At 53.8% G+C, this 22,224-nt stretch carries 21 protein-coding genes; 18 read left to right on the forward strand and 3 right to left on the reverse strand.

All coding sequences use genetic code 11. The annotated features are described in order from the left end of the window. Positions 1-21 precede the first annotated feature (21 nt). The 3 genes from KJ869_06785 to KJ869_06795 are packed head-to-tail and all read right to left on the reverse strand — an operon-like array spanning position 22 to position 4,495. Complete coding sequence (locus KJ869_06785; GenBank protein MBU1576897.1) at positions 22-1,281, reverse strand: glycosyltransferase family 4 protein; 1,260 nt, start codon at positions 1,279-1,281, stop codon at positions 22-24. Then, positions 1,278-2,354 carry a UDP-N-acetylglucosamine 2-epimerase (non-hydrolyzing) gene (gene wecB / locus KJ869_06790; GenBank protein MBU1576898.1) on the reverse strand — a complete coding sequence of 359 codons (1,077 nt, stop codon included), beginning with the start codon at positions 2,352-2,354 and terminating at the stop codon, positions 1,278-1,280. The genes KJ869_06785 and wecB overlap by 4 nt, the downstream gene beginning before the upstream one ends. Further along, positions 2,351-4,495 carry a hypothetical protein gene (locus tag KJ869_06795; GenBank protein MBU1576899.1) on the reverse strand — a complete coding sequence of 715 codons (2,145 nt, stop codon included), beginning with the start codon at positions 4,493-4,495 and terminating at the stop codon, positions 2,351-2,353. Before KJ869_06795 ends, wecB begins: the two co-directional genes overlap by 4 nt. Positions 4,496-4,629: 134 nt before the next feature. Between KJ869_06795 and KJ869_06800 the strand changes: the two genes are divergently transcribed. The 18 genes from KJ869_06800 (at position 4,630) to KJ869_06885 (ending at position 22,023) form a co-directional block, all read left to right on the forward strand. Further along, positions 4,630-5,808, forward strand: a complete 1,179-nt coding sequence (locus KJ869_06800; protein MBU1576900.1) for an NAD(P)/FAD-dependent oxidoreductase — start codon at positions 4,630-4,632, stop codon at positions 5,806-5,808. Beyond that, the gene (locus KJ869_06805; GenBank protein ID MBU1576901.1) at positions 5,805-6,842 is read left to right on the forward strand and encodes a hypothetical protein; all 1,038 of its coding nucleotides are present in this window, start codon (positions 5,805-5,807) and stop codon (positions 6,840-6,842) included. Before KJ869_06800 ends, KJ869_06805 begins: the two co-directional genes overlap by 4 nt. A 4-nt stretch (positions 6,843-6,846) precedes the next feature. Next, positions 6,847-8,034 carry a SpoIID/LytB domain-containing protein gene (locus KJ869_06810; protein MBU1576902.1) on the forward strand — a complete coding sequence of 396 codons (1,188 nt, stop codon included), beginning with the start codon at positions 6,847-6,849 and terminating at the stop codon, positions 8,032-8,034. 197 nt (positions 8,035-8,231) lie between these two features. Then, complete coding sequence (locus tag KJ869_06815; GenBank protein ID MBU1576903.1) at positions 8,232-9,089, forward strand: AAA family ATPase; 858 nt, start codon at positions 8,232-8,234, stop codon at positions 9,087-9,089. A 3-nt stretch (positions 9,090-9,092) separates the two neighbouring features. Beyond that, positions 9,093-9,941 carry a PHP domain-containing protein gene (locus KJ869_06820; protein MBU1576904.1) on the forward strand — a complete coding sequence of 283 codons (849 nt, stop codon included), beginning with the start codon at positions 9,093-9,095 and terminating at the stop codon, positions 9,939-9,941. Between the two features lie 15 nt (positions 9,942-9,956). Next, on the forward strand, positions 9,957-11,168 hold the full coding sequence (locus KJ869_06825; protein ID MBU1576905.1) for a 2,3-bisphosphoglycerate-independent phosphoglycerate mutase: 1,212 nt from the start codon (positions 9,957-9,959) through the stop codon (positions 11,166-11,168). A gap of 54 nt (positions 11,169-11,222) precedes the next feature. Then, entirely contained in the window at positions 11,223-11,453 is a 231-nt protein-coding gene (locus tag KJ869_06830) for a hypothetical protein (GenBank protein ID MBU1576906.1), read from the forward strand. Between the two features lie 126 nt (positions 11,454-11,579). Next, entirely contained in the window at positions 11,580-11,885 is a 306-nt protein-coding gene (locus KJ869_06835) for a hypothetical protein (protein MBU1576907.1), read from the forward strand. A 33-nt stretch (positions 11,886-11,918) separates the two neighbouring features. Continuing rightward, on the forward strand, positions 11,919-13,154 hold the full coding sequence (locus tag KJ869_06840; protein MBU1576908.1) for an amidohydrolase family protein: 1,236 nt from the start codon (positions 11,919-11,921) through the stop codon (positions 13,152-13,154). A 71-nt stretch (positions 13,155-13,225) separates the two neighbouring features. Then, on the forward strand, positions 13,226-13,642 hold the full coding sequence (gene rnk, locus KJ869_06845) for a nucleoside diphosphate kinase regulator (protein MBU1576909.1): 417 nt from the start codon (positions 13,226-13,228) through the stop codon (positions 13,640-13,642). Positions 13,643-13,803: 161 nt separating this feature from the next. Continuing rightward, positions 13,804-14,517, forward strand: coding sequence for a PD-(D/E)XK nuclease family protein (locus tag KJ869_06850; GenBank protein ID MBU1576910.1), 714 nt, complete (start codon positions 13,804-13,806; stop codon positions 14,515-14,517). Beyond that, complete coding sequence (locus KJ869_06855) at positions 14,507-15,067, forward strand: hypothetical protein (protein ID MBU1576911.1); 561 nt, start codon at positions 14,507-14,509, stop codon at positions 15,065-15,067. The genes KJ869_06850 and KJ869_06855 overlap by 11 nt, the downstream gene beginning before the upstream one ends. Before the next feature lie 104 nt (positions 15,068-15,171). Next, positions 15,172-15,669 carry a hypothetical protein gene (locus tag KJ869_06860; GenBank protein MBU1576912.1) on the forward strand — a complete coding sequence of 166 codons (498 nt, stop codon included), beginning with the start codon at positions 15,172-15,174 and terminating at the stop codon, positions 15,667-15,669. Beyond that, entirely contained in the window at positions 15,659-15,838 is a 180-nt protein-coding gene (locus KJ869_06865) for a hypothetical protein (GenBank protein ID MBU1576913.1), read from the forward strand. The genes KJ869_06860 and KJ869_06865 overlap by 11 nt, the downstream gene beginning before the upstream one ends. Before the next feature lie 8 nt (positions 15,839-15,846). Then, complete coding sequence (purH, locus tag KJ869_06870; GenBank protein MBU1576914.1) at positions 15,847-17,406, forward strand: bifunctional phosphoribosylaminoimidazolecarboxamide formyltransferase/IMP cyclohydrolase; 1,560 nt, start codon at positions 15,847-15,849, stop codon at positions 17,404-17,406. A 99-nt stretch (positions 17,407-17,505) separates the two neighbouring features. Then, entirely contained in the window at positions 17,506-19,656 is a 2,151-nt protein-coding gene (locus KJ869_06875; protein MBU1576915.1) for a HEAT repeat domain-containing protein, read from the forward strand. 16 nt (positions 19,657-19,672) lie between these two features. After that, a complete protein-coding gene (gene guaA / locus KJ869_06880) occupies positions 19,673-21,217 on the forward strand; it encodes a glutamine-hydrolyzing GMP synthase (GenBank protein ID MBU1576916.1) in 1,545 nt (514 codons plus the stop codon). Positions 21,218-21,333: 116 nt separating this feature from the next. Next, positions 21,334-22,023, forward strand: a complete 690-nt coding sequence (locus KJ869_06885) for a tetratricopeptide repeat protein (protein MBU1576917.1) — start codon at positions 21,334-21,336, stop codon at positions 22,021-22,023. Positions 22,024-22,224 lie beyond the last annotated feature (201 nt).

Here is a 22,224-nt window from a genome sequence, read left to right on the forward strand (position 1 = left end):
ATTCCCAGAAAAGAATATTATTCATTTAGCAACCAATCTGTCGAGTTCATCCGAAAGGTGATTGGCAATAATTCTGCGGTCATATGAAGCCGTGTAGACGCTGCCAGCAGAAATCAAACCCGGCCCCATCTCTTTGTTATTATAAAGTTCCACGATATAACCTTTGGCTGATATGCTGTCAGACAAAGAAAACACCTTGCCTGTTTTTGTCCGGTTGATCAACCCCGCGGCAGCCCCGCCTTCGGGAGTACTGGCCAGGATGGGTTTTTGGGCCCCCAGGTATTCATAAAGTTTTCCGGTGGCCACGGTGTTCCCCTCGGAGGGATGTATTACCAACCAGAGAAGATCAGCGCTTTTGAGGAGAGCGATGCTCTCTTTATGCGGAACATAACCCTTAAACTCCACGATCTGTTCCATTCCGGCCAAGCGAACCATATCTTTATCTTGCTGGCGAAAGGTGCCGGCGAAGATAACCTGAATATTGCTGAAAATCTCGGGATGCAAGTCGCGGATGATCTTCAGGGCGTTCAACAAAGGTTGGGGGGAGCGCTTCTCCACGAAAGTTCCGGTATAGACGATGGTGAATTTGGATTGTTTTATCGGGGCAACGCTTTCGAAATCGGCCGGGTCGAACCCCTGGGGCAAAACCTTGAATTTATCGGAACTTATCTCTGGATGCATACTCCCAAAGGAATCAACGATCTCCTGATTTATGGCCACGACCCTGTCAGCATTTTTAAGCACCTTTTTTTCCAAAAAACAGTCGAGCTTTTTGTGCAGGGGGCTGGCGTATGCCGCCTGGGGGTTTTGGGTCCAGGCATCGCGGAAGTCGCAGACCAGTGGTTTGTTCAGTTTTCGTTTCAGGGCCAGGGCGGCCAGATGCGAGGAGAAGGGCGGGGCGGTGGAATAGATGGCGTCAATGCTCTGCTCTTTTGCAATGGACAATCCCCGGTTTACTGCGAAGGGGATCCAGCCCAGTTTATTGTCGGGAATAAAGAATCTGTTCAAGCCCGATATCATACCGCGCCGGGCAACAGCTGAAGGCCTATGTTTTGATGGTGATAGATAAAGCGGGTCAAAAGAGAAGGTGCGTACGATCTCGGTGTCGGGGATCTCCTCCAGCAACGCCGGGTCGTAGCCATAGCTGCCGCGGGGTTTGATGGTCAGCACCACCGGCTGCCATCCGAACTGCGGCAGATATTTGACGAACTTGAGGGTCCGCTGTACACCGCTCATACCCATGGGCGGGAAGTAATAACTCAAAACCAGCAGGCGTTTCATTTACCCAAACGCCTTTCCAGATGTCCCACTATCAGCCGGGTGGTGTGGCCCTGGCCGTAAAGATTGGGATGGGCGGACGGCGGCTTCAAACCCGCCAGGGTTTTTAGAATGCGTTTTTTATCCGGCCCCACCAGTTGATTCCATCCGGTTTTAACCGTCTCCACCCACTCGGTCTCGTGGCGCACTGTCAAACAGGGAGTCTTAAGCAGGTAGGCCTCCTTCTGGATGCCGCCGGAATCGGTGATCACCGCATAGGCGGCTGACTGCAGGGCCAGCGACTCCCGATATCCCCGGGGCGGGATCAAAAGAATGTTCTCCGATCTTTTCAATTTATTCCAAAGCGATAATTCTTTCAGCTTCTTCTCGGTTCGGGGATGGACCGGGAAGACCGCCTTTTTCCCGGATGAGATCAGGGCCTCTATTATGGCGGATAGATTATCAGGATTGTCGGTATTCTCCGCCCGATGGATGGTCACAAACAAGTAATTTCCGGGTACTAAAAACAGCTTCTTGAGTATTTTTGCAGCCTGGTCTTTGGTTGGGAGAATATCTTTCATGGCATCGTACATGATGTCGCCCACCATGTAGAGCCCGCTGTTTATCCCCTCTTTTTTCAAATTATCCACCGCAGTTTTGGTGGAGCAGAAATGCATATTTGACAGGTGGTCGGCCACCACCCGGTTGACCTCCTCCGGCATCATGCGGTTGAAGCTGCGCATGCCGGCCTCGATATGGGCCAGGGGGATGTGCAGCTTGGCAGCGATCAGCGCCCCGGCCAGGGTGGAATTGGTGTCGCCGAAGATTATGATGGCATCGGGTTTTTGCCTGATGACCACCGGCTCCAGCTTACTCAGCATAGCGGCGGTCTGGGCTCCGTGCAGCCCGGAGCCGACCGCCAGATTAAAATCCGGCCGGGGGATGTGCAGCTCTTTAAAAAACTGCTGGGACATGCCGTAATCGTAATGCTGACCGGTGTGCACCAGGATCTCCCGGTGCTTTTTCCTGAGGGCCCGGGAAAGCGGGGCGGCCTTGATGAATTGGGGCCGGGCCCCGATGATTGTCAGAAACTTCATCTTACTATCACCAATTTGCAGATTACAGGTTTTTGTCCGGATGATTGTATGCGGCAGAGATAGATGCCGGAGGCGGGGCGACGGGAGAATCCTATGTCCGGCCGGATTGTCAGGGTATGGGCCGGGGCCGGCGGGCCGTAAAAAGTGCCGCAGGGACGGCCGTCCAGGGTATAGATATCGATCCGGGCCTCGGTCGGCAGGTTGCTGAAATAGATGTAACTGTCTTTTGCCAAGTTGAACGGATTGGGGGCGATATAAGATTGCTGGGCTGCCCGGAGGACAACATCATTATACTTGAAAAGGCTCAAGCCCTTGGCGGTGGCGATGTATATGTCGTCCCCGGTGCTGCTTCCCGGCACTGCCAGCACCTTAATGATGCTATTGCTGATGAGTTTCGAGAAATTGTCATAGCTGTTGTCTTGGGAATAATTTTTCCACTGGCCGTCCCAGGTCAGGCAATTCAGTCCGTTATCGGTCCCGATCCAGAGGTTGTCGGACCTGTCACGAGAAAGCGAGATCACATTATTGGAGAGGATCGGCGAATTATCGGCCCGGTAATGCAGGAAAATTTTTCCGTCATAGTAAAACAGTCCGTTGTCGGTTCCTATCCAGATGTTTCCCCTGGAATCAAGACATAGGGCGGCCACGTAGTTGCTGGCCAGACCACTGGTTGGAGACCAGTTACTCCATACGCCCTCCGGGGTTCTTCTATAAAGACCGTTATAATAGGAGCCGATCCACAGGTTCTGCTTTTTGTCCAAGAGAATGCTGATGGGGTAGAACTTGTTGGTAGGGGCATTAAAAGAACGCCAGGAGGAATCCTGTTGCGAGAAAAAACTGATAGCGTCTATTCCGTCAGGCAGGTCGTAATTTATCAAATATACCCCGCCCGGGACCGGCAGTATCTGGCCAATGTATGGGGTTGGCAAGGGATTGGGGGAAGAATAAGCAAGCCAAAGGTCATCTGGTCTTTTTACGAAAAGGCCCTGTCCCCAGGTACCCACCCACAGGCTATTATCGGTGGTTACTCCGATGAAAGAAGGTTGGTTTATTGGCCAGCCGGTGTTGGCCTGGTCCAGATAATTCCATATGTCGTCCCGGTTATAACTTATGCCCATCTGGGGATGGGCGATCCAGATCACGCCATCGCTGCCCACCGCCAGATATTTGATATTGTTATCTCTCATACAGTCAAAGGCAAAACCCTTCCAGCTTCCGCCCTCATAACGGCAGAGGCCGGTGGCACTGCCGGCCCACAACCGTTGATCCCCATCGATAGACAATGAAAGCACATTATTGCTTAAAAGTCCGGTACTTATATCGCTCAGGACGCTCTGATACCAAAGTTTTATCCCGTTATTGGTGGCAAAGAACAGGGAATCCCCGATCTGGGCGATGCTTCTAACTTGGTCGCCCAACCCCGGGATTCTCTGCCAGGTTCCGCCAACCAGCCGGGCCGCACCGTTGGCAGTGCCGATCAGGGATAGTGTATCTGTCAGCAGGATGCATCTGATATCCGATGACAAGCCATCATAGCTGGCGAAAGTTTTCCAGTTGCTGGTATCACGGATGGAATTCAAGGGTGAAACTTTTACAATGCATAAACCCTGGTCGGTGGCGATCCACAGCGAATCGTTTCGGACCGCCAGGGCCTGGGTCTGATTGCCTAATTTATATCCCTGTTGGGCCAGCAGGGAGAACCAGTTGTATCCGTCATAATAGGAAAGCGAGCCGTATCCGCCGGCAAAAATGCTTTGACCGCTGGCCACTACGCACAGGACAGTGTCCGAGGCCAGGCCGTCGTTCCGGGAGAACACTGTCCAGGCATTGCCGGCCGAATCCAATCTGGTCAGCCCTCCGCCCAGGGTGCCGATCCACTTGTTGTGACGGGCATCCAAAGTTACCGAAGACGCCTCGATATACGGCAGGCCGTCCACGTTGGTGTAGTGTTTGATCAAGACCGTATCGCTGGATGAGAAGGAGAATATCCCGCCCGGTGTGGCTCCCCAGATGATATTGCCTCCCGGCTGGAAGGCCATCTGGGAAACATTTTTGAAATTGGTGTAGCTTATCCACTGCTGGGCCTGGGATGAAAGACAGAGGACTAGCAGGGATGATATTGTAAGGAAAGGTTTTTTCATAACTGAATATTACCTTAAGTAGACCTTTAAAGTCAATGGTTTTGGAGCAGTTTGGTTGAGACATCTATTATTATCACTCGCCTTTATATTCTCTATTGAAATACCAAAGCCACCTGTGCTAACATAATGATACTATGTTCAAATCAGATTCTTACGACGTAATAGTGGTCGGCGGCGGGCCGGCCGGGTCCATGGCTGCCAAAGAGATAGCCCAAGCCGGGCATTCCGTCCTGATGGTGGAAAAGCACCGGGAGATCGGCATTCCGCTGTGCTGCGCCGAGGCCACCAGCCTCAGGAGCCTGGGGCTGTTCATGAAGCCCGACCCCAAGTGGGTGGCGGCGCCCATCAACGGGGCCATTCTTTATTCCCCGGACGAGACCGAAGTGGCGGTGCCCTGGGCCGAGGTGGGGGTGGTGCTGGAGCGCAAGATCTTCGACCGCCACCTGGCCGGGCTGGCCGGAGCCGCCGGGGTCGAGGTGATGGTCAACACCGAGGCGGTGGCAATCAAAATGAACGGCGAGAATGTTGAGGAAATAACATTAAGATCAGGTAATGAAACTAAACAAATAAAATGCCGGGCGGTTATCGGGGCTGACGGAGTGGAATCCCTGATCGGCGCTTGGGCCGGGATGGATACCCGGCTGGAGCCGGAACAATTTCACAGCTGTGCCCAATACCTGATGTCCAACGTGGGCGGTTCTCAGGATATGGTCCGCTTCTGGGTGGGCCGGAACATCGCCCCAGGAGGCTATCTGTGGATATTTCCCAAGGGCAACGGCCTGGCCAACGTGGGACTGGGAATAGTGGCTTCATTGGCCGGAGAGAAAAAGCCGGTGCAATACCTGGATGAATTCATCGTCAAAAATCTGCCCGGGGCCAAAGTGATCGAAGCCATGGTGGGCGGCACGCCGGCCCTGGGTTCCGATTACCCGATGGTCAAGGGCAACGTCCTGCTGGCCGGGGATGCCGCCCGGCTGACCGATCCCCTGTCGGGTGCGGGCATCGCCATCGCCATGGCCTCGGGCACGCTGGCCGGAAAGCTGACCGCCGAATATCTTAAGACCAACGACCTCGCACTGCTGAAAAAATACCCCAAGGAATGGTGGAGCGGGCCGTGGAAGGACCTTAAATTCCATCATCTGGTGCGGGAGGTGTTTTTGAAGCTGTCCGATCAGGAGATGGACCGGATCGCCAGACTGCTGGTCAATATCCTGGCCGGGAAAGATCCGGCCCAGATAAATCCGATAGATGTGGCCAAGACGGTCATCAAATCCGATCCGGGAATCTTATTATTGGGAAGGCACCTGCTGTGAGCAAAATTACGATCGTATCCATCGCATTTCTGGCATCTCTGTTATTGATGGCAGCTGACCTGAGGGCCGGCATCTCCCAAAAATTCGACGGACGGATAGATCAGGGGCTGGAGATCCTCTATCAGGGGGATTACGACAGCGCCCTGGTGATATTCGATTCTTTCATCCGCGACAATCCGCAGAACCCGGCCGGGTATTTCTTTAAGGCCGGGCTGTACCAGACCAGGATGTCGGCCTATGAAAGCGATTTCTGGCACAAGTATTATAAGAATTCCGTGGACAGCGCCATAATGCTCTGCGACCTGGCCCTCGACGATGATCCCAAGGATGCCTGGGCTTATTTTGTCAGGGGCGGGAGTTTCTCCTACATCGCGGCCTGGGATGCCAAGCAGGGTAAATACCTGGCGGCCTTCCGGAACGGCCTGAAAGCGGTGTCCGATTTCAAAAAGGCCCGGGAGGCCGATCCCTCCCTGTATGACGCCTACATCGGGATAGGCTCCTATCACTATTTTCGGACCAAGGCCACCGGTTTTATAAAGTGGCTGCCCTTCATCGGAGACGACCGGGACCAGGGAATCTCGGAGATAATCACCGCCATCGAGAAGGGGCGTTACTCCCGGGTGATGGGGCAGAACGCCCTGCTGTGGATATACACCGATTACGGAAGGGATAAAAAAGCCCTGGAGCTGGGCGGGGCTCTGGAAAAGCAGTATCCCAACAATCCCTTCTTCCACTGGGCGGTGCCGGAGGTATTGTGGCGGCAGAAAAAATGGCCGGAGGCTGAGGCCGCTTATGGCAAACTAATGAACCTGCTGGAACGCCAGAATGCCCTGAACAATTACAACAAGGTGGTGGCCTCCTATAAGCTGGCCAAGTGCTTTTTGGAGAATGGGAAATACCAGAGCGCTTACCGCGCCGCCCAGCAATCCATCAGCTATCCGCTTGACCAGAATACCGCCGGCCGGCTGGTGAACGAGCGCTGCAGGGCCCAGGAGGTGATGCTTCAGGCCGAAAAGAGAATGAAGGATAACTAGCAATTTGCAAAAAAGCAATTTATTATATCTCATAACATTTTTATGCGGCATTGCAGTTTTAAGCTGTTCCCCGGTCTACCTGAGCCGCAAATCTCCGGAGGGCGAGGTACTGATAAGGATCGCCCTGCAGAGGCGCCAGCCCAAAGCAGTGGTCTACGGGTCATACAATATATCGGTATGGGATAAGAGCCACAACAGCATTATCCTGCCGGGCGAAAGCTGGAGCATTATTCCTTCGGGCTCGGGATTGACGGCTGAAACGAACAGGGGCACTGCCATCGAAGGCATCGAGGGGCGGATCCGACTGTGGTCCGCCGACGAATATTTCATCAACCAGAAGCGGGTAAAAGGCGCGGTCGAGATCCGCCGGGAGAATGACCAGGGCCTGCTGGTGATTGCCGAGATGCCGTTGGAGGAATATCTGCCGGGGGTGCTGGCCTCCGAGATAGGCGGCCTGGCTGACAAATCACCCCAGGCGGCCATGGCCCAGGCCATAATCTCCCGCAGCTACGCCTTTGCCAGGATCGGCGCCAAGCCGGAGAGCTATTACGATATCGAGGCCGGAACCTCGCATCAATGCTTTGACCTGGACAACGTGGCTTCGCCCACCGTCAAGCGGGCAGTTAATGATACCAAAGGGAAAGTGCTGACCTTCCGGGGCAGGGTGATATCGCCCAATTTTCATTCCACCTGCGGGGGCAGGACCGCCCGGCCCTCCGAGGTTTGGAACGCCAAAGATGAAGATTTCCCCTATCTGGAACCGGTGGAGGATAAATGGTGCAGCATCTCTCCGAGATATTCATGGAGCGATACCATCATGGCGGAGGAGCTGGCGGGAAAGCTTTTCCCCGGGAAGCTGTCGGTCATAAAGGATGTAAAGGTCATAGGAAGAGGAAGGTCCGGCAGAATAGCATCGCTTTCAGTTGCGACCAGCGCCGGAGATACTGTGCTGACCAAAGCGGCGGTGCGCAACGGGCTGAAGGACAAGCCCCTGCTCAGCACCTGGTTTGATCTTGAGAATATCCGCAATTTCGAGGGGAATATTGAAAAGATCATTATAAGCGGAAAAGGTTTCGGCCACGGGGTGGGCCTGTGCCAGTGGGGGGCCATTGGGATGGCTCGGGCCGGCAAAAGCTATAAGAGCATTTTAAAACATTATTACAAAGGGGTGGAGATAGAGAGGGTATATTGATCAACCGCCACCGGTCTTTTTGCCGGATTATCATTGCCTGATGAAAAAGGACGTAAATATGGGTGTTTTTCAACAAATCAGGGCGGTTTTAAAACCGCCCCTTTTTCTTTAAAAATGCTTAATTTTAAGCTTGCAAATATATGGTTTATCAGTTAAACTTATTGTCTAACCGGATTATTATTCAAGGAGTTAATATAATGGACTACCTAAAATTTTATGGGATGACCGACCAACCATTCTCCAACGCGCCCGACAACCGATTCTACTACGACAGCCCCCAGCATTCCAAGGCCATCCTCAAGCTGTCCCATGCCGCCGAGATGATGAAAGGCCTGGCGGTGGTTTTGGGCGATATCGGCACCGGAAAGACCACCATCTCCCGGCGAATGCTGGAGATCCTGCCGGACGAGCAGTTCGAGACCGGCCTGCTGGTTATCGTTCACTCCGAAGTAACCCCGGGCTGGCTGATCTCCAAGATCGCCCTGCAGTTGGGGGTGGAGAAGCCGGCCGAAACCAAGGCTATGATGGTGGGCCAGCTTTACGAACAGCTGATGAAGATCTATAACGAGGGCCGCAAGGCATTGATCATCATCGACGAAGCCAACATGCTCAAGAACAAGGAGATCATGGAGGAGATGCGGGGCCTGCTGAACATGGAGGTATCCGGCAGCATGCTGATAACCTTTCTGCTGTTCGGGCTGCCCGATCTGGAACAGTGCCTGGCCATGGATCCCCCTTTAAGGGAGCGGATAGCGGTCAAGCACAAGCTGGAGCCGCTGACCTCGGAGTCCACCCGGGGCTACATCCAGTACCGCCTGGCGGTGGTGGGCTGCCAGCACGAACTGTTCACCGATTCGGCCTACGAGTTCATCCATTTCTACTCCGACGGAAAGCCCCGCCTGATAAACACCATCTGCGATAACGCTCTGCTGGAGGGCTCCATGAGCGGCATTCAGCAGATAGACGAATCGCTGATCGAGACGGTGGTCAGCGACCTGGGCCTCAAGAGCGAGGCCGAAGAATCGGGCGGCAAGAACAAACAGCCGGTATTTTGATCCATGATCAGCCATCAATATTTTGTAGACCTGCATATCCATACGGCAGCCTCTGACGGCATCTTCACCCCGGAAGAACTGGTAAAGCAGGCTTCGCTAAAAGGGCTCAAGGCCATTGCCATCACCGACCACGATGCCTGGGACGCCATCGGGCCGATCTCCAGCTTGGCTTTCAAGGTGGGGATCGAGGTCATCCCCGGGATAGAGCTGTCCACCAACATCGAGGGGGCCGAGATCCACATCCTGGGATACTTCATCGATTACACCCAGAGCCATTTCCGGGAGAGGGTGCTGCATTTTAAGAATGCCCGGATCGAACGGGCCCACCGGATGGTGGAGAAGCTGGCCGAGCTGGGGGTGCGCCTGGAGATCGATAGGGTGCTGGAGATCGCCGGTTCGGGCTCGGTAGGCCGGCCGCATGTGGCCCGGGCCCTGGCCGAGGAGGGCTACGTGGGCGGCACCGATGAGGCCTTCACCAGGTACCTGGGCAACGGATGCCCGGCCTATGTGCCCAAGAATTTTCTGACCCCTCAGGAGTCCTTCGACCTGGTCCATTCGGTGGGTGGGCTGGCCTTTTTTGCCCACCCCGGGATCGAGAATCGGGACGGGCTGATAGACCTGTTCGCCTCCCAAGGCCTGGACGGGCTGGAGGTGTGGCATTCCAAACATTCCAACAGCCAGGTGAAGAACTATCTGGAGATCGTCCGACAGAAGAACCTTTTGGCCTGCGGCGGCTCCGACTGCCACAGCGACAACCTGATGAACAACGGAGGCGGCTCGGTAAAAGTGCCCTACAGTGTGGTAGAGGAGATGAAACGATATCTGGCGAATAAAAAAGAAAAGCAAGCTTAGCCAAGGGAGCGATATATGCTGGACGATTCATTATTGCAGGAACTGCTGGTCAGCAATGATAAGAAAATAGTGCTGATCGTGGCCGATGGCCTGGGCGGCCTTCCCCGGGAGAGAGACGGCCAGACCGAACTGGAGTCGGCCGCCAAGCCGCATATCGATGCCCTGGCCATCAAATCGGTCTGCGGGCTGACGATACCCGTTTCCTACGGCATCACCCCCGGCAGCGGACCGGCCCACCTGTCGCTATTCGGGTATGACCCCATCAAATATCAGATCGGCCGGGGAGTGCTGGAGGCCCTGGGCATCGGACTGGAGATGACTCCTCGGGACGTGGCGGCTCGGGCCAATTTTGCTACCATGGATCCCAACGGGCTGATAACCGACCGACGGGCCGGCCGGATCCCCACCGAGAAGAACATGGAACTGTGCGCCAAAATGCAGGCGGCCATCCCGGCCATTGACGGTGTGGAGGTGATGATCCGGCACGGCAAGGAGCACCGCTTCGTGGTGCTGTTTCGGGGCGATGGGCTCTCCGGCAACCTGCACGACACCGATCCCCAGCGGGAGGGTTTAGCGGCCATAGAGCCCAAGGCCTTCTTCGAGGAGGACCTCAAGCTGGCCGCCGTGACAACCAAATTCATCGCCCAGGCCAACCAGCTGCTGAAGGACCAGCACCCGGCCAACACCCTTTTGATGCGGGGCTTTGCCAAGCATCCCGACATCCCCTCCATGAACAAGAGGTTCGGCCTTAAAGCCGCGGCCATCGCCACCTATCCCATGTACAAGGGGCTGGCCAAGCTGGTGGGCATGACCGAGCTGGACACCGGCCAGACCATCGAGGATGAGTTCGAGACCTTAAGGCTCTATTATAACGATTTTGATTTCTTCTACATCCACATCAAGAAGACCGATTCCTACGGAGAGGACGGCAACTTCAACGCCAAGGTCCAGGTGATCACCGAGCTGGACGACGCCATGCCGATGGTCAGCAAACTGAACCCGGACGTGCTGGTGATAACCAGTGACCATTCCACCCCGGCCCGGATGAAGGGCCACAGCTGGCATCCCAACCCCTTCATGCTGCATTCCCCGTATGTCCGGCCGGACGGCCTGGACAGTTTTAACGAGCGGAACTGCGCCTACGGCAGTTTGGGCTGTTTCCCGGCGGTGGAGGCCATGCCCCTGATGCTGGCCAATGCTCTGAAGCTGGGCAAATTCGGGGCCTAGAAATTTCAAATCGATGTTTTCCCAAAAGGTTTCTACATATCTGGTCTGGCTGTCATGATCGCCGGACTGGCATTCATCCCCTGGCCCGGAGCGGCCCAATCCCTGTCCTTCGGCCTGTGGGGAAATTTAAACGGGGCCAAGTTCGTCTGGAACCAGAACACCAACGCTACGATCAATGAAAAGGTCGGACTGGGCGGAGGCGGGTATATAAATTATCGGATCAACCGGCTGGTCTCCTTCCGGTCAGGGCTTCTGCTCAACCAGAAGGGGGCCGAGGTGGTGTAGGCTTTCCGCCAGACCGACCCGGCCACCGGCATTACCTACGATCATTACAATACCTCGAACACCAGGCTGAACTATGCCGAGGTTCCGGTGGCGGTCTGCTTCAGCCTGCCGAGGTCATATCATCCCTTGCTTAATTTATATTTCGGTTTTTACGGGGCGCTGCTTGTCTCCGGACGGCAGGTCATTACCAACAGCGCTTCAGCCGGGATCATCCAGATGGACAGCGTTTACACAACTCCGGAGTCTGCCTTCAGAAAGGATGATTACGGACTGGTACTGGGCGGAAACATCCCCATGGGTCGGATCGAGCTGGGCGGCTGCTACAGCATAGGTTTCCCCAGGATATTAAGGTCGAACATCGCGGATATCAACCGGTACGTGGACCACCGCAACCGGGTGCTGTCGTTAACCGTGGGCTATCGGATAAGATAAATCAAACCAAAACAAATATAAAGGAAGTTGATCATGGCCAAGAATATCATCATCAACGCCGAGACCCTGTTCGACGGAAAGAAAAAACTGAACAACGTCTCGGTGGTCATCGAGAACGACAAAATAGTGGAGATCGGCAAGAAAAAGAAGAAGGCCGATTTTTCGGGAGTGGTCACCCCGGCCTTCATAGACGCCCACTCCCACATCGGGATGGCCCGCTTCGGCGAGCCGGGGGCCGAGGATGAGGCCAACGACATCACCGACCAGTTCCTGCCCATCAACGACCCCCTGAACAGCGTCTACTTCGACGATCTGGCCTTCAAGGAGGCGGTGGACTTCGGGGTGCTGTACAGCTGCATCGTCCCCGGCAGCGGCAATCTTTTAGGCGGCCGGGCCATGATCATCAAAAACTTCGCCCGCCACCGCCAGGAAGCCCTGCTTAAGGACTACGGTTACAAGATGGCACTGGGCTATAACCCGCGCTCCACCGGGGAATGGAAGGGGACCCGGCCCAACACCCGGATGGGCATCTATGGGATGCTGGAGAAGAAATTCGACTCGGTGCTGCTGAAGAAACAAAAGACCGAGCTGGCCAGGGAGAAGAAGCTCAAGGAGCTGGACATCAAGGTGCGGAGCGGCGAGAAGAAGCTGAACCGGGCGGATGTGGAGTTCGAAAAGAAGACCATCGAGAAGGAATATCTTCTGGATTTCGACTGCGAGGAGAGGTCCCTGCTGGATCTGCTGGAGGGCAGGAAGATCGCCAAGGTTCACGTCCACAAGGAGGACGACGCGCTGTATCTGATCGAGCTGGTCAAGAAATACAAGATCAGGGTCACCGCCGACCATCTGGGCGACGTGCATCACAAGGAGATATTCGATGAACTGGCAAAGCATGACATTCCGGTGGTCTACGGCCCGCTGGGCGCCATGCCATACAAGGTGGAGCTGAAGAACGAGAGCTACAAGAACACCGAACTGCTGATGAAGTCCAAGGCCCGGTACGGGCTGATGACCGACCACCCGGTGATCATGGCCCCGGCCCTGAGGGACAGCCTGAAGTTTTTTATGATCTTCGGGATGAAAGAAGAGGAGGCCATCTCGCTGATCACCTACAAGAATGCCGGGATCCTGGGGATAGATGATATCCTGGGCAGCGTGGAGCCGGGCAAGCTGGCCAGCCTGATAGTCTGGAACAAGAACCCCCTGCAATTGTCGGCCTATCCCAGTTGCGTGATGGCCGAAGGAAAAGTGATTCGGAAGGGGATGTAGCGGCAAAAATAAAATATTTTCAGCATCCGTTACAATGAGGCCATACAAACAGGCAAACAGAAAGGGGGCAAATGAGCCAGAGAAAAATTTACATAACTGCATACGATAAAAAACGTTTGGAACAGATGATTTCCAACCACCTGCAGGCCTATAATCCAGAACTAAAATATCTCACAGATTTGCAGGGGGAGTTGAACCGGGCCGAGGTAGTTTTATCCGAAGCAATTCCCAATGATATGGTGACGATGAACAGCAAAGTGACGGTCAAGGACATGGAAACAGGAGAGTCTTTCACCTATACTTTGGTTTTTCCGGCGGCGGCTAACATTTCGCAGGATAAGATTTCCGTTTTATCGCCAGTTGGGACAGCCTTGATTGGCTACCAAGCTGGTGATATAGTGGAATGGGAGGTGCCGGAAGGCATCAGGAAATTAAAAATTATGGAGGTCGTCTATCAGCCCGAGGCGGCAGGTGACTATCACCTGTAATTTTTATATGCTAACCGGCAGCGTGGTGCCGGGCAAGCTGGCCAGCCTGACGGTGTGGAACAAGAACCCGCTGCAGATGGCGGCCTATCCCAACTGCGTGATGGCCGAAGGAAAAGTGATTCGGAAAGGAATTTGATAGGAAAGATGCTTTGGACAGTCAAATGAAAAGCATGGATAGCAGGTTGATTGAACAAAAGAAATCACTTATTTTGATTGAAAAAGAACTTGCGTTATGTGCTTTGGAAACAGAGCTTGAAAAATTAAAAAAGCACCCAGAGCCAGAGTTTAATCTTTTTGATGCTTTCTATGTTCATGAAGAAGAGCAAGTATCAACAATATTGGCTTATTTGTTTAACTGGAACAATGCATTGAGTGCTGGTGATAAATTTTTATATGTCTTCTTGGAAAAATTTCTTGACACATCTAATTCGGCTATAATACAGAAAAATAAATGGTATGTTGAATTAGAGGTTCATGTTACAGATGAAAAAGGGGAAAAGGCGAGGCGACCAGACATAGTGCTTGAATGCGATGAAATGGTAGTATTTATTGAAAATAAAATAAATAAATCAGCGATAAAAGAGAATCAAATAAAAGAAACGATTGGTTTTATTGATGGGGCTAAAAATAGATGGTTAAACAAAAAGAAAACGTATTTAGTTTTAGCTCCAGATAAAAATAATGAAATAATAAAAAACGAATGTGAAAAAGCCAGAAGAGAGCACAAAGACATTAACGTAACTATTGTTGGTTGGGATGAAGTCATAAATATATGTAGACAGTTTATAACAAAGATTGAGAAGAACACGCGCTTATATTTTACAATGATTGATTTTTCAATTTATATTAAAAGGATTATGAGTGATGGCAGATGAGAATAACAAGAAGGGAAGTGAATCCGAAACATATGAATTAGATTCAAAGATCGCTCGATATGCTAAACTATACATTGACTATGGTGGCCAATTAGAAAAAATCGAAGAATCAGGCAAAAATTTTATGAAAATAGTTCTTAGCAGAATCGAGGAAATATTTAATGCGGACAATAAATTAAAAACAAAAACAAATATAAAGGATTACTTAATATTCAAAAACTATTATAGTTTTGGAATAAGTATACCAAAAGGACAAAACACATTAACTATAGATGTGTCATTCTTTGATCCGGAAGATATATCTGCAAGGCCTTCTATTGAAATATATCTTACAGGAAAAGTAAAAAACGGAAACAATTTCTTTTCAGCCTTAGAGAAAAACATTGGTAAATATAAAGCAATAAAAATTGGTCAGAGGGATAGGGGTAGATATTATGAATGTGCAGTAGACTTTACAAAGGACGTAAACACAATTGCTGAAGCTATGTATAAAGAGTTATCGGAAATTTTTGACGTGATTGAACAAATCATAAATAAATTAGATGAATAAATATTTATCTCTATAATCAAATTCACACCCAGGTCATGTTACGGGGCAAATCGACAGAATCTGTATACCTTAAATGTGTAAGCTAACAATCCTAAAGAACCAAAATGCTGTACCAAAAAATCATAGAAAAATTGAATGACGAACAGGTTGAATATCTGGTTGCCGGAGGCATTGCGGTAAACCTGCACGGTTACATCCGGGCCACCATGGATCTGGATGTGCTGATGATGCTGGACGATGTGAATACGAGCAAATTCATAAAAATTGTAAAAGAACTGGGCTATAAGCCAAAGGTTCCGGTGACAATAGATGACTTTTCCGATCCTGCGAAAAGGAAGGAATGGATAAGCAAGAAAAACATGGTAGTATTCTCGGTCTATAATCCAGACAACGACATGGAACACGTGGATATACTGCTAGAGGACAAAATAGATTTTCACAAGGCATACAAAAGGCGCGAGATCATCAAATCCGGTGGATTGATGATAAATCTTATCAGCCTAGACGACCTGATCCGGCTCAAGGAGATTGCCGGAAGAGAAAGGGACAAGATAGACATCAAGGCATTGCAAAAAATAAAGGAGCTGAGAAATGAGAAATAAAATAAACAAAGATGACCAGTATTACAACCTTGACGATCTGCGATCTGCCCAAAAACTTAGTTATGGCCAAAGGATGGAAATGCTGGAAAAGATCAACGAATTCCTGATGAAAACAATGCCTGAAAAGAGCAAACAAATCAGCCGGAAACTTCAAGAAAATAATTTTTGATCAAAACCATGCAAACCAAACGAGCACTTATCAGCGTCTACGATAAGACCGGGCTGGAAAAATTCGCCCGGGAGCTGGCCTCTTTGGGCTACGAGATAGTCTCCAGCGGCGGGACCGCCGGGCACCTGCGGGAGAAGGGGATCGATGTGATCGACGTCTCCGACGTCACCGGGTTCCCCGAGATGCTGGACGGCCGGGTCAAAACCCTGCATCCCCGGATCCATGCCGGCATCCTGGCCTGCCGCCATATTCCAGCCCATATGGAGAAGCTAAAGCAGAACGATATCGCGCCCATCGATCTGGTGATCGTCAACCTGTACCCCTTTGAGCAGACGGTGGCCAAACCCGACGTCACCGAGGAGCAGGCCATCGAGAACATTGACATCGGCGGGCCCTCGCTGATCCGGGCGGCGGCCAAGAACTACCAGGCGGTGGCGGTGCTGACCTCGCCGGAGCAGTACCAGCCGGTGCTGGACGAGATCAAGCAACACAAAGATGTGTCGCTGGAAACCAAAAAGAAACTGGCGGTCCGCGCCTTCGAACTGACCGGCCGGTACGACGTGGCCATAAACAATTATTTCTCCGAACGCATCTCAGGCGGCCAGGAATTGCCGGTCGGCATCAACCTTTCCCTCGACAAAGCCATAGGGCTCAGATACGGCGAGAACCCACATCAGAATGCCGGGTTCTATGTTCACTCCGGAGCCAAAATTCCTTTCGAACAGATACACGGCAAGGAGATCTCTTATAACAATATCCTGGACCTGTCGGCCGCCTGGGAGCTGATCCAGGAATTCAAAAAACCATCCTGCGCCATCATCAAGCACACCAACCCCTGCGGCTGCGCCACTGCCGAGAGCATTGTTCAGGCTTATGTGCTGGCCAGCCAGGGCGAATTGCCGCCCGAGCCCATCTCGCGGTTCGGTGGGATCATCAGCTTCAACCGGCCGCTGGACCAGGAGACCGCCATGCAGATCGTGGCTCCGGGCAGTTTCTACGAGGTGATCGCCGCTCCGGACTTCGGCCCCGGGGTTAAGGACATCTTTGCCGGACGCAAGGGCTGGGGTCAGAATGTCCGTTTGGTCAAAGTGGACAGGGAGACGGTCCGGGCGGAGTGGATATTACGATCGGCGGCCGGAGGATACCTGATCCAGCGTCCCGACGGTATGGTGCTGGACGAGAAGATCCTGCAGCATGTCTCCGGCCCGGCGCCTGCCGAGGCAATGATGGCGGATCTGGTATTCGCCTACCGGTTGGTGAAACATCTTAAATCCAATGCCATCGCCATAGCTAAAGACCAGCAACTGATAGGGACCGGGGCCGGGCAGATGAACCGGCTGGCCTCGGTCCGGCTGGCCCTGAAACAAGCAGGCGATCGCGCCAAAGGCGCGGTGCTGGCCTCCGATGGCTTCTTCCCGTTCCACGACAACATTGAGGAGGCAGCGGCCGGCGGCATCGCGGCCATCATCCAGCCGGGCGGCTCGGTCAAGGATTCGGATGTCATCCAGAAGGCCAAGGAGATGAATATCACCATGCTGCTCACCGGCCACCGGCATTTCCGGCACTAGAATATTTCATAAGGAAACCATGAAACCATGAAAATTTCTGATTGGCAATAGGTTTATAATATTTCCTGGGTTCATTATTAAAAAGGGATAGAGATAATCATGGCCAACATATCTCCTATGCTGATGACCCGGCTGGTGGGCCAGCTGACCGGCTCCCTGCGCAATCTAAAGATGTATCCGGCCAGCCATCCCACCTCCCAAAAACTGTTCGAGGCCAGCCTTCAGTTGATCAAAGATGCGATGGGTCCTGATAGCTTTTTGAGCTTCAGTCTGGCCGGGAACATCCTGCTCCTGAACGATAATCCGGTGCCCGATTCCCGCAAGGAGGTGTTCGCCAATTTCATCTCCGAGTTGGGAAAACGCAGCGTGGGCCAGCTGACCTTTAAGCAGGGCATCGATCGCGACCAGCTGCAGGGATTTTTTGAGACCATGGCCATGGATGTGGATCAGGTAAAAGCCAAGGGTGGGCTGGCGGCCGCGCTGGCCCTGCGGGGCATCTCCAACATAGTCGCTACCGGGATCTCCTACGGAGGAGGCTCGGGGTCCGGAGGCAGCTCAGGAGGCGGGGCCGCCCTGGAAAGCCTGCTGCCGGAGCAGATAATAGCCATGCTCAAAAGCGATCCCTCCATGGTGACAGAGATGCTTTTGAAGGGCGCCCTGGCCATGGCCGACACCCCGGAGGGCCAGGAGAAATTAGTAAGCGATCTGGACCGGCTGGCTATGATGGCCAAGATGCAGGGCGGCGGCGAATACGCCTCGATGATGGCCAATGTTATAGGGGGCTTAGATCAGCGCAGCAGTCAGATGGTAACCCAGGTAAAGCTGGACAACCCCGAATGGTCCGACGTGGTGCGGGAACTGCTGACCAAGTATTCCGACGAAGATCTGGCCAAACTGATCATCGACAAGACCGAGGTGCTGGCCCTGGAGGCCAAGAACGACCCGGTGGTGCTGGCCGAAAAACTGCGGGGGATGGTGGCTTCCATTCCGGCCGACAATTCCCGCAAGCAAACCTTGTATCCTCTGGTCCAGGCCAAGCTGCAATATTACGGATTGAGCGCCGAGGATTGCGCTTTCGTCTTCGGGCAGATATCCTCCACCCAGCCGGTATTGGAGAGATATCTGGCTGACCTGGCCTCCCGCCCGGCGGCGGAGATGGCCTCGGAGGACGAAGTGAAAACCCTGCGCTGGATACTAAGGCGCGACGAGAGTTGCCGGCCGGCCCTGGAGGGTTTTTTGAAACTGCTGGCCGAGGCCGATCCCGGCGTCAGGGAAAGCGCCCTGGCGAAAATGATGACACTGGAGAACGACCTGCTGGCCATCGAGCGCTTCGACCTGGTCGAGCTGGTGATAGACAACACCACCAGCAGGCTGCGCCAGGAGAGCGAACCCCGGATCTATCAGCAGGCCCTCGAGGTGATCCAGCTGATGGCCGACCAGATCAAGAACACAAAGCACCAGTCCCTGGTCTCCCGCATCAGCAAGGATATCTCGGACATTATGCTGCTGATGGCCGAAAAGCCGGTGGCCAGGGACATGATAAAGATCCTGGCCTTGATCGGCGACGAGGCGGCCATCCGTTCCCTGATACTGGGCCTTTTGAAGGACCCCATCCTGGAGGACGCCGCCAGCGTCCTGGCCGGCATCAAGGAAAAGGCCCTGCCCTATCTTATGGATACGGTCAAGGAGAGCGAGGACAGCAACATGCGGCTTAAATGCATGTATGTGCTCAATAAAATAGGGCAGGGCGTGGAGCCCATCGCTATCAAGGCTTTGGGTGAGGATCGCTGGTTTGTGCGCCGCAACATGGCGGTGCTGCTGGCCCTGATGGGCACGGAGTCCTCCATTCCCCATCTGGGCGAGGCCCTCAACGACAAGGACGTCCGGGTACGGCTCGAGGTGCTGAAGGCCATCTACAAGATCAGCGGCAAGGAGTCCGAGGCCTGGCTGATAAGGGCCATGGCCGACAAGGAGCCCGAAGTCAAAAAGCTGGCCATCGAGCATCTGGCCAAGGTTGGAGACGAGGCCTCGGTAGATGCCTTGACCGAGCTATATACCAAACGCGACCTGCTGAGCCGGGGGGAGACGCCGGAGATCAAAAAACAGATCCTCATCTCCCTGGGGCAGATAGAGCTGAAGAGCTCGGCCGGTTTCCTGATGAAGGTGGCCAAGGACCGGGACCCGGAACTGGCCCAGGCTGCCCAGACCGCCCTGGCGGCGCTTTTAAAGAAAATGAAACCACAACAGTAAATTATCGGAGGGCCTTTTGGACAGGATAAACATCATCGATTTCGGCTCGCAGTATACCCAGCTGATCGCCCGCAAGGTCAGGGAGCAGAAGGTCTATTGCCAGATCATCCCCTGCCATGCCGGGACCGGAAAAATCATGGAGGGGAATCCCAGCGGGTTGATCCTATCCGGCGGGCCGTCCAGCCTGTTCGATAAGAACGCCCCCACCATCGACGCCGAAATATTCTCCGCCGGAATACCCATCCTGGGCATCTGCTACGGCATGCAGCTGACCGCCCTGCTGCTGGGGGGGAAGGTGCAGAGAAGCCGGGAGAGGGAATACGGCCACGCCATTCTAAAACTGGCCCGCAATGATTCGGCCGGCTGGTTGTTCTCCGGAATGCCGGACGCCACCCAGGTGTGGATGAGCCACGGGGACAGCGTGCTTAAAGCCCCGCCGGGCTTCGAGACCATCGCCTCCACCGACAGCTGCCGGATAGCGGCCATGGCCGACAAGAAGCGGAGGATCTACGGGCTCCAGTTCCATCCCGAAGTGGCCCACACCCTGAACGGCCACAAGATGCTGTCCGGTTTCCTGTTCACGGTCTGCGGCTGCAAGGGCGACTGGACCATGGACTCCATCATCGAACAATCGGTCCAAAGCATCCAGGAGCAGGCCGGCAAGGCGAAAGTGGTGCTGGGCCTTTCCGGCGGGGTGGACTCCTCGGTGGCGGCGGTGCTGATCTCCCGGGCCCTGGGAAAACAGCTGCACTGCATCTTCGTGGACAACGGTCTGCTGAGGATGAACGAGCGGCAGGAGGTGGAGAAGGTCTTTAAAAAACAGTTCCGGATTCCGCTGATAACGGTGGATGCATCCAAGATATTCTACGCCAAATTGAAGAGGGTGCAGGATCCCGAGAGAAAACGCAAGATAATCGGAAAGGAATTCATAGAGGTTTTCGCCGGGGCGGCCCGGAAGATCGGAAAGGTGGAATATTTGGCCCAGGGCACCATCTATCCGGACGTGATCGAATCGGTCTCCTTCAAGGGGCCCTCGGCCACCATCAAGAGCCATCACAATGTGGGCGGGCTTCCCAAGAACATGCGCAACCTGAAGCTGATAGAACCCCTGCGGGAACTTTTCAAGGACGAGGTCAGGCAGGTGGGGCTGTCTCTGGGACTGCCCCGGGAGATGGTGATGCGCCACCCCTTCCCCGGGCCCGGCCTGGCGGTGCGGGTGCTGGGAGAGGTAACCAAGGAACGCTGCGACATCTTAAGGGCGGCCGACCGCATCTTCATCGAGGAGATCAGGAATGCCGGGTGGTACGACCGCATCTCCCAGGCCCTGGCGGTGCTGCTTCCGGTCAGAGCGGTGGGGGTGATGGGCGACGAGCGGACCTATCAGAATGTGCTGGCCCTGAGGGCGGTCAACACCACCGATTTCATGACTGCCGAGTGGACCCGGCTGCCGGACGATCTGCTGGCCCGGGTCTCCAACCGGATCGTCAACGAGGTCAAGGATATCAACCGGGTGGTGTACGACATCTCCACCAAGCCGCCGGCCACCATCGAGTGGGAATAGTCCGGCAGATCATGGTGATGGGATAACAGATTTCAGGGGTAGGGACGGAGCCCTCCCTAGCTCCCCCAGCGGGAGAGGGAAATCGTTTATAACGCAAATTAAAAACCGGGATTATTATGTCAGAAGATTACATCGATCTGGGTAACAAGCTGGAGAAGCACGGCCATCTGGACCAGGCGCTGAACGCCTTCGAGAACGCCCTGCAGGCCGAGCCGGACAACGCCGACGCCTGGTTCAGCAAGGGCCGCATCCTCAGCCGGATGGAGAGCTTCGACGAGGCCATCAAAGCCTACGACCAGGCCATCGCCCTAAGGCCCGATTTTGCCAAGGCCTGGTGCAACAAGGGCATCGTGCTGGGGGTGCTGGATAGCGATCAGGAGGCGGAGGCAGCCCTGGACAAGGCCATCAGCCTGGACCCCAAGATGATCGCCGCCTGGTACAACAAGGGCCTGGCGGTGCGCGACCTGGGGCGCTATGATGAAGCCATCAAAATATTCGATCAGGCCATCAAGCTGGACGCCGAGTTCAACGATGCCTGGTACAGCAAGGGCGTCACTTTGCGCCATATGAAGAAATACGACGAGGCGGTGACCGCCCTGAACAAATCCCTGGAGATATACTCCGATGACGCCGACGCCTGGTACGAGCTGGCCCGGGTCCAGCTGTTCAAGGGTGACCTCAATGCTTCGTTGCAGAGCCTGGCCAAGGCCATCGAGAACGACGATGACTACAAGGAGAATGTGACCCAGGACGAGGATTTCAAATCATTGTGGGAAACCCCAGAGCTGAAGAAGATGCTGGTTTAGAGCGCCGTACTGGGTCTGGATTCCCATTTGCATGGGAATGACAAAGCCTGTCATTTAAAGCTGAAAATATACGGTCATTGTTAAGGAGAAAATTTATGGCCAAGAAAAAGCCGGTCAAGAAAAGACCGATCAAAAAGACCATAGCCAAAAGGAAAAAGGCCGTCATCAAACCGGCCAAGGCCAAGAAACTCCCTGCCAAAA

This window comes from Candidatus Edwardsbacteria bacterium, from assembly GCA_018821925.1.
Taxonomy (GTDB): Bacteria; Edwardsbacteria; AC1; order AC1; family EtOH8; genus UBA2226.

Bases quoted from the DNA above. Each gene is read 5' to 3' on its own strand.
- KJ869_06785 (MBU1576897.1), bottom strand. From the start codon at position 1,281: ATGAAACGCCTGCTGGTTTTGAGTTATTACTTCCCGCCCATGGGTATG.
- wecB (MBU1576898.1), bottom strand. From the start codon at position 2,354: ATGAAGTTTCTGACAATCATCGGGGCCCGGCCCCAATTCATCAAGGCC.
- KJ869_06795 (MBU1576899.1), bottom strand. From the start codon at position 4,495: ATGAAAAAACCTTTCCTTACAATATCATCCCTGCTAGTCCTCTGTCTT.
- KJ869_06800 (MBU1576900.1), top strand. From the start codon at position 4,630: ATGTTCAAATCAGATTCTTACGACGTAATAGTGGTCGGCGGCGGGCCG.
- KJ869_06815 (MBU1576903.1), top strand. From the start codon at position 8,232: ATGGACTACCTAAAATTTTATGGGATGACCGACCAACCATTCTCCAAC.
- KJ869_06820 (MBU1576904.1), top strand. From the start codon at position 9,093: ATGATCAGCCATCAATATTTTGTAGACCTGCATATCCATACGGCAGCC.
- KJ869_06825 (MBU1576905.1), top strand. From the start codon at position 9,957: ATGCTGGACGATTCATTATTGCAGGAACTGCTGGTCAGCAATGATAAG.
- KJ869_06830 (MBU1576906.1), top strand. From the start codon at position 11,223: ATGATCGCCGGACTGGCATTCATCCCCTGGCCCGGAGCGGCCCAATCC.
- KJ869_06840 (MBU1576908.1), top strand. From the start codon at position 11,919: ATGGCCAAGAATATCATCATCAACGCCGAGACCCTGTTCGACGGAAAG.
- rnk (MBU1576909.1), top strand. From the start codon at position 13,226: ATGAGCCAGAGAAAAATTTACATAACTGCATACGATAAAAAACGTTTG.
- KJ869_06850 (MBU1576910.1), top strand. From the start codon at position 13,804: ATGAAAAGCATGGATAGCAGGTTGATTGAACAAAAGAAATCACTTATT.
- KJ869_06855 (MBU1576911.1), top strand. From the start codon at position 14,507: ATGGCAGATGAGAATAACAAGAAGGGAAGTGAATCCGAAACATATGAA.
- KJ869_06860 (MBU1576912.1), top strand. From the start codon at position 15,172: ATGCTGTACCAAAAAATCATAGAAAAATTGAATGACGAACAGGTTGAA.
- KJ869_06865 (MBU1576913.1), top strand. From the start codon at position 15,659: ATGAGAAATAAAATAAACAAAGATGACCAGTATTACAACCTTGACGAT.
- purH (MBU1576914.1), top strand. From the start codon at position 15,847: ATGCAAACCAAACGAGCACTTATCAGCGTCTACGATAAGACCGGGCTG.
- KJ869_06875 (MBU1576915.1), top strand. From the start codon at position 17,506: ATGGCCAACATATCTCCTATGCTGATGACCCGGCTGGTGGGCCAGCTG.
- KJ869_06885 (MBU1576917.1), top strand. From the start codon at position 21,334: ATGTCAGAAGATTACATCGATCTGGGTAACAAGCTGGAGAAGCACGGC.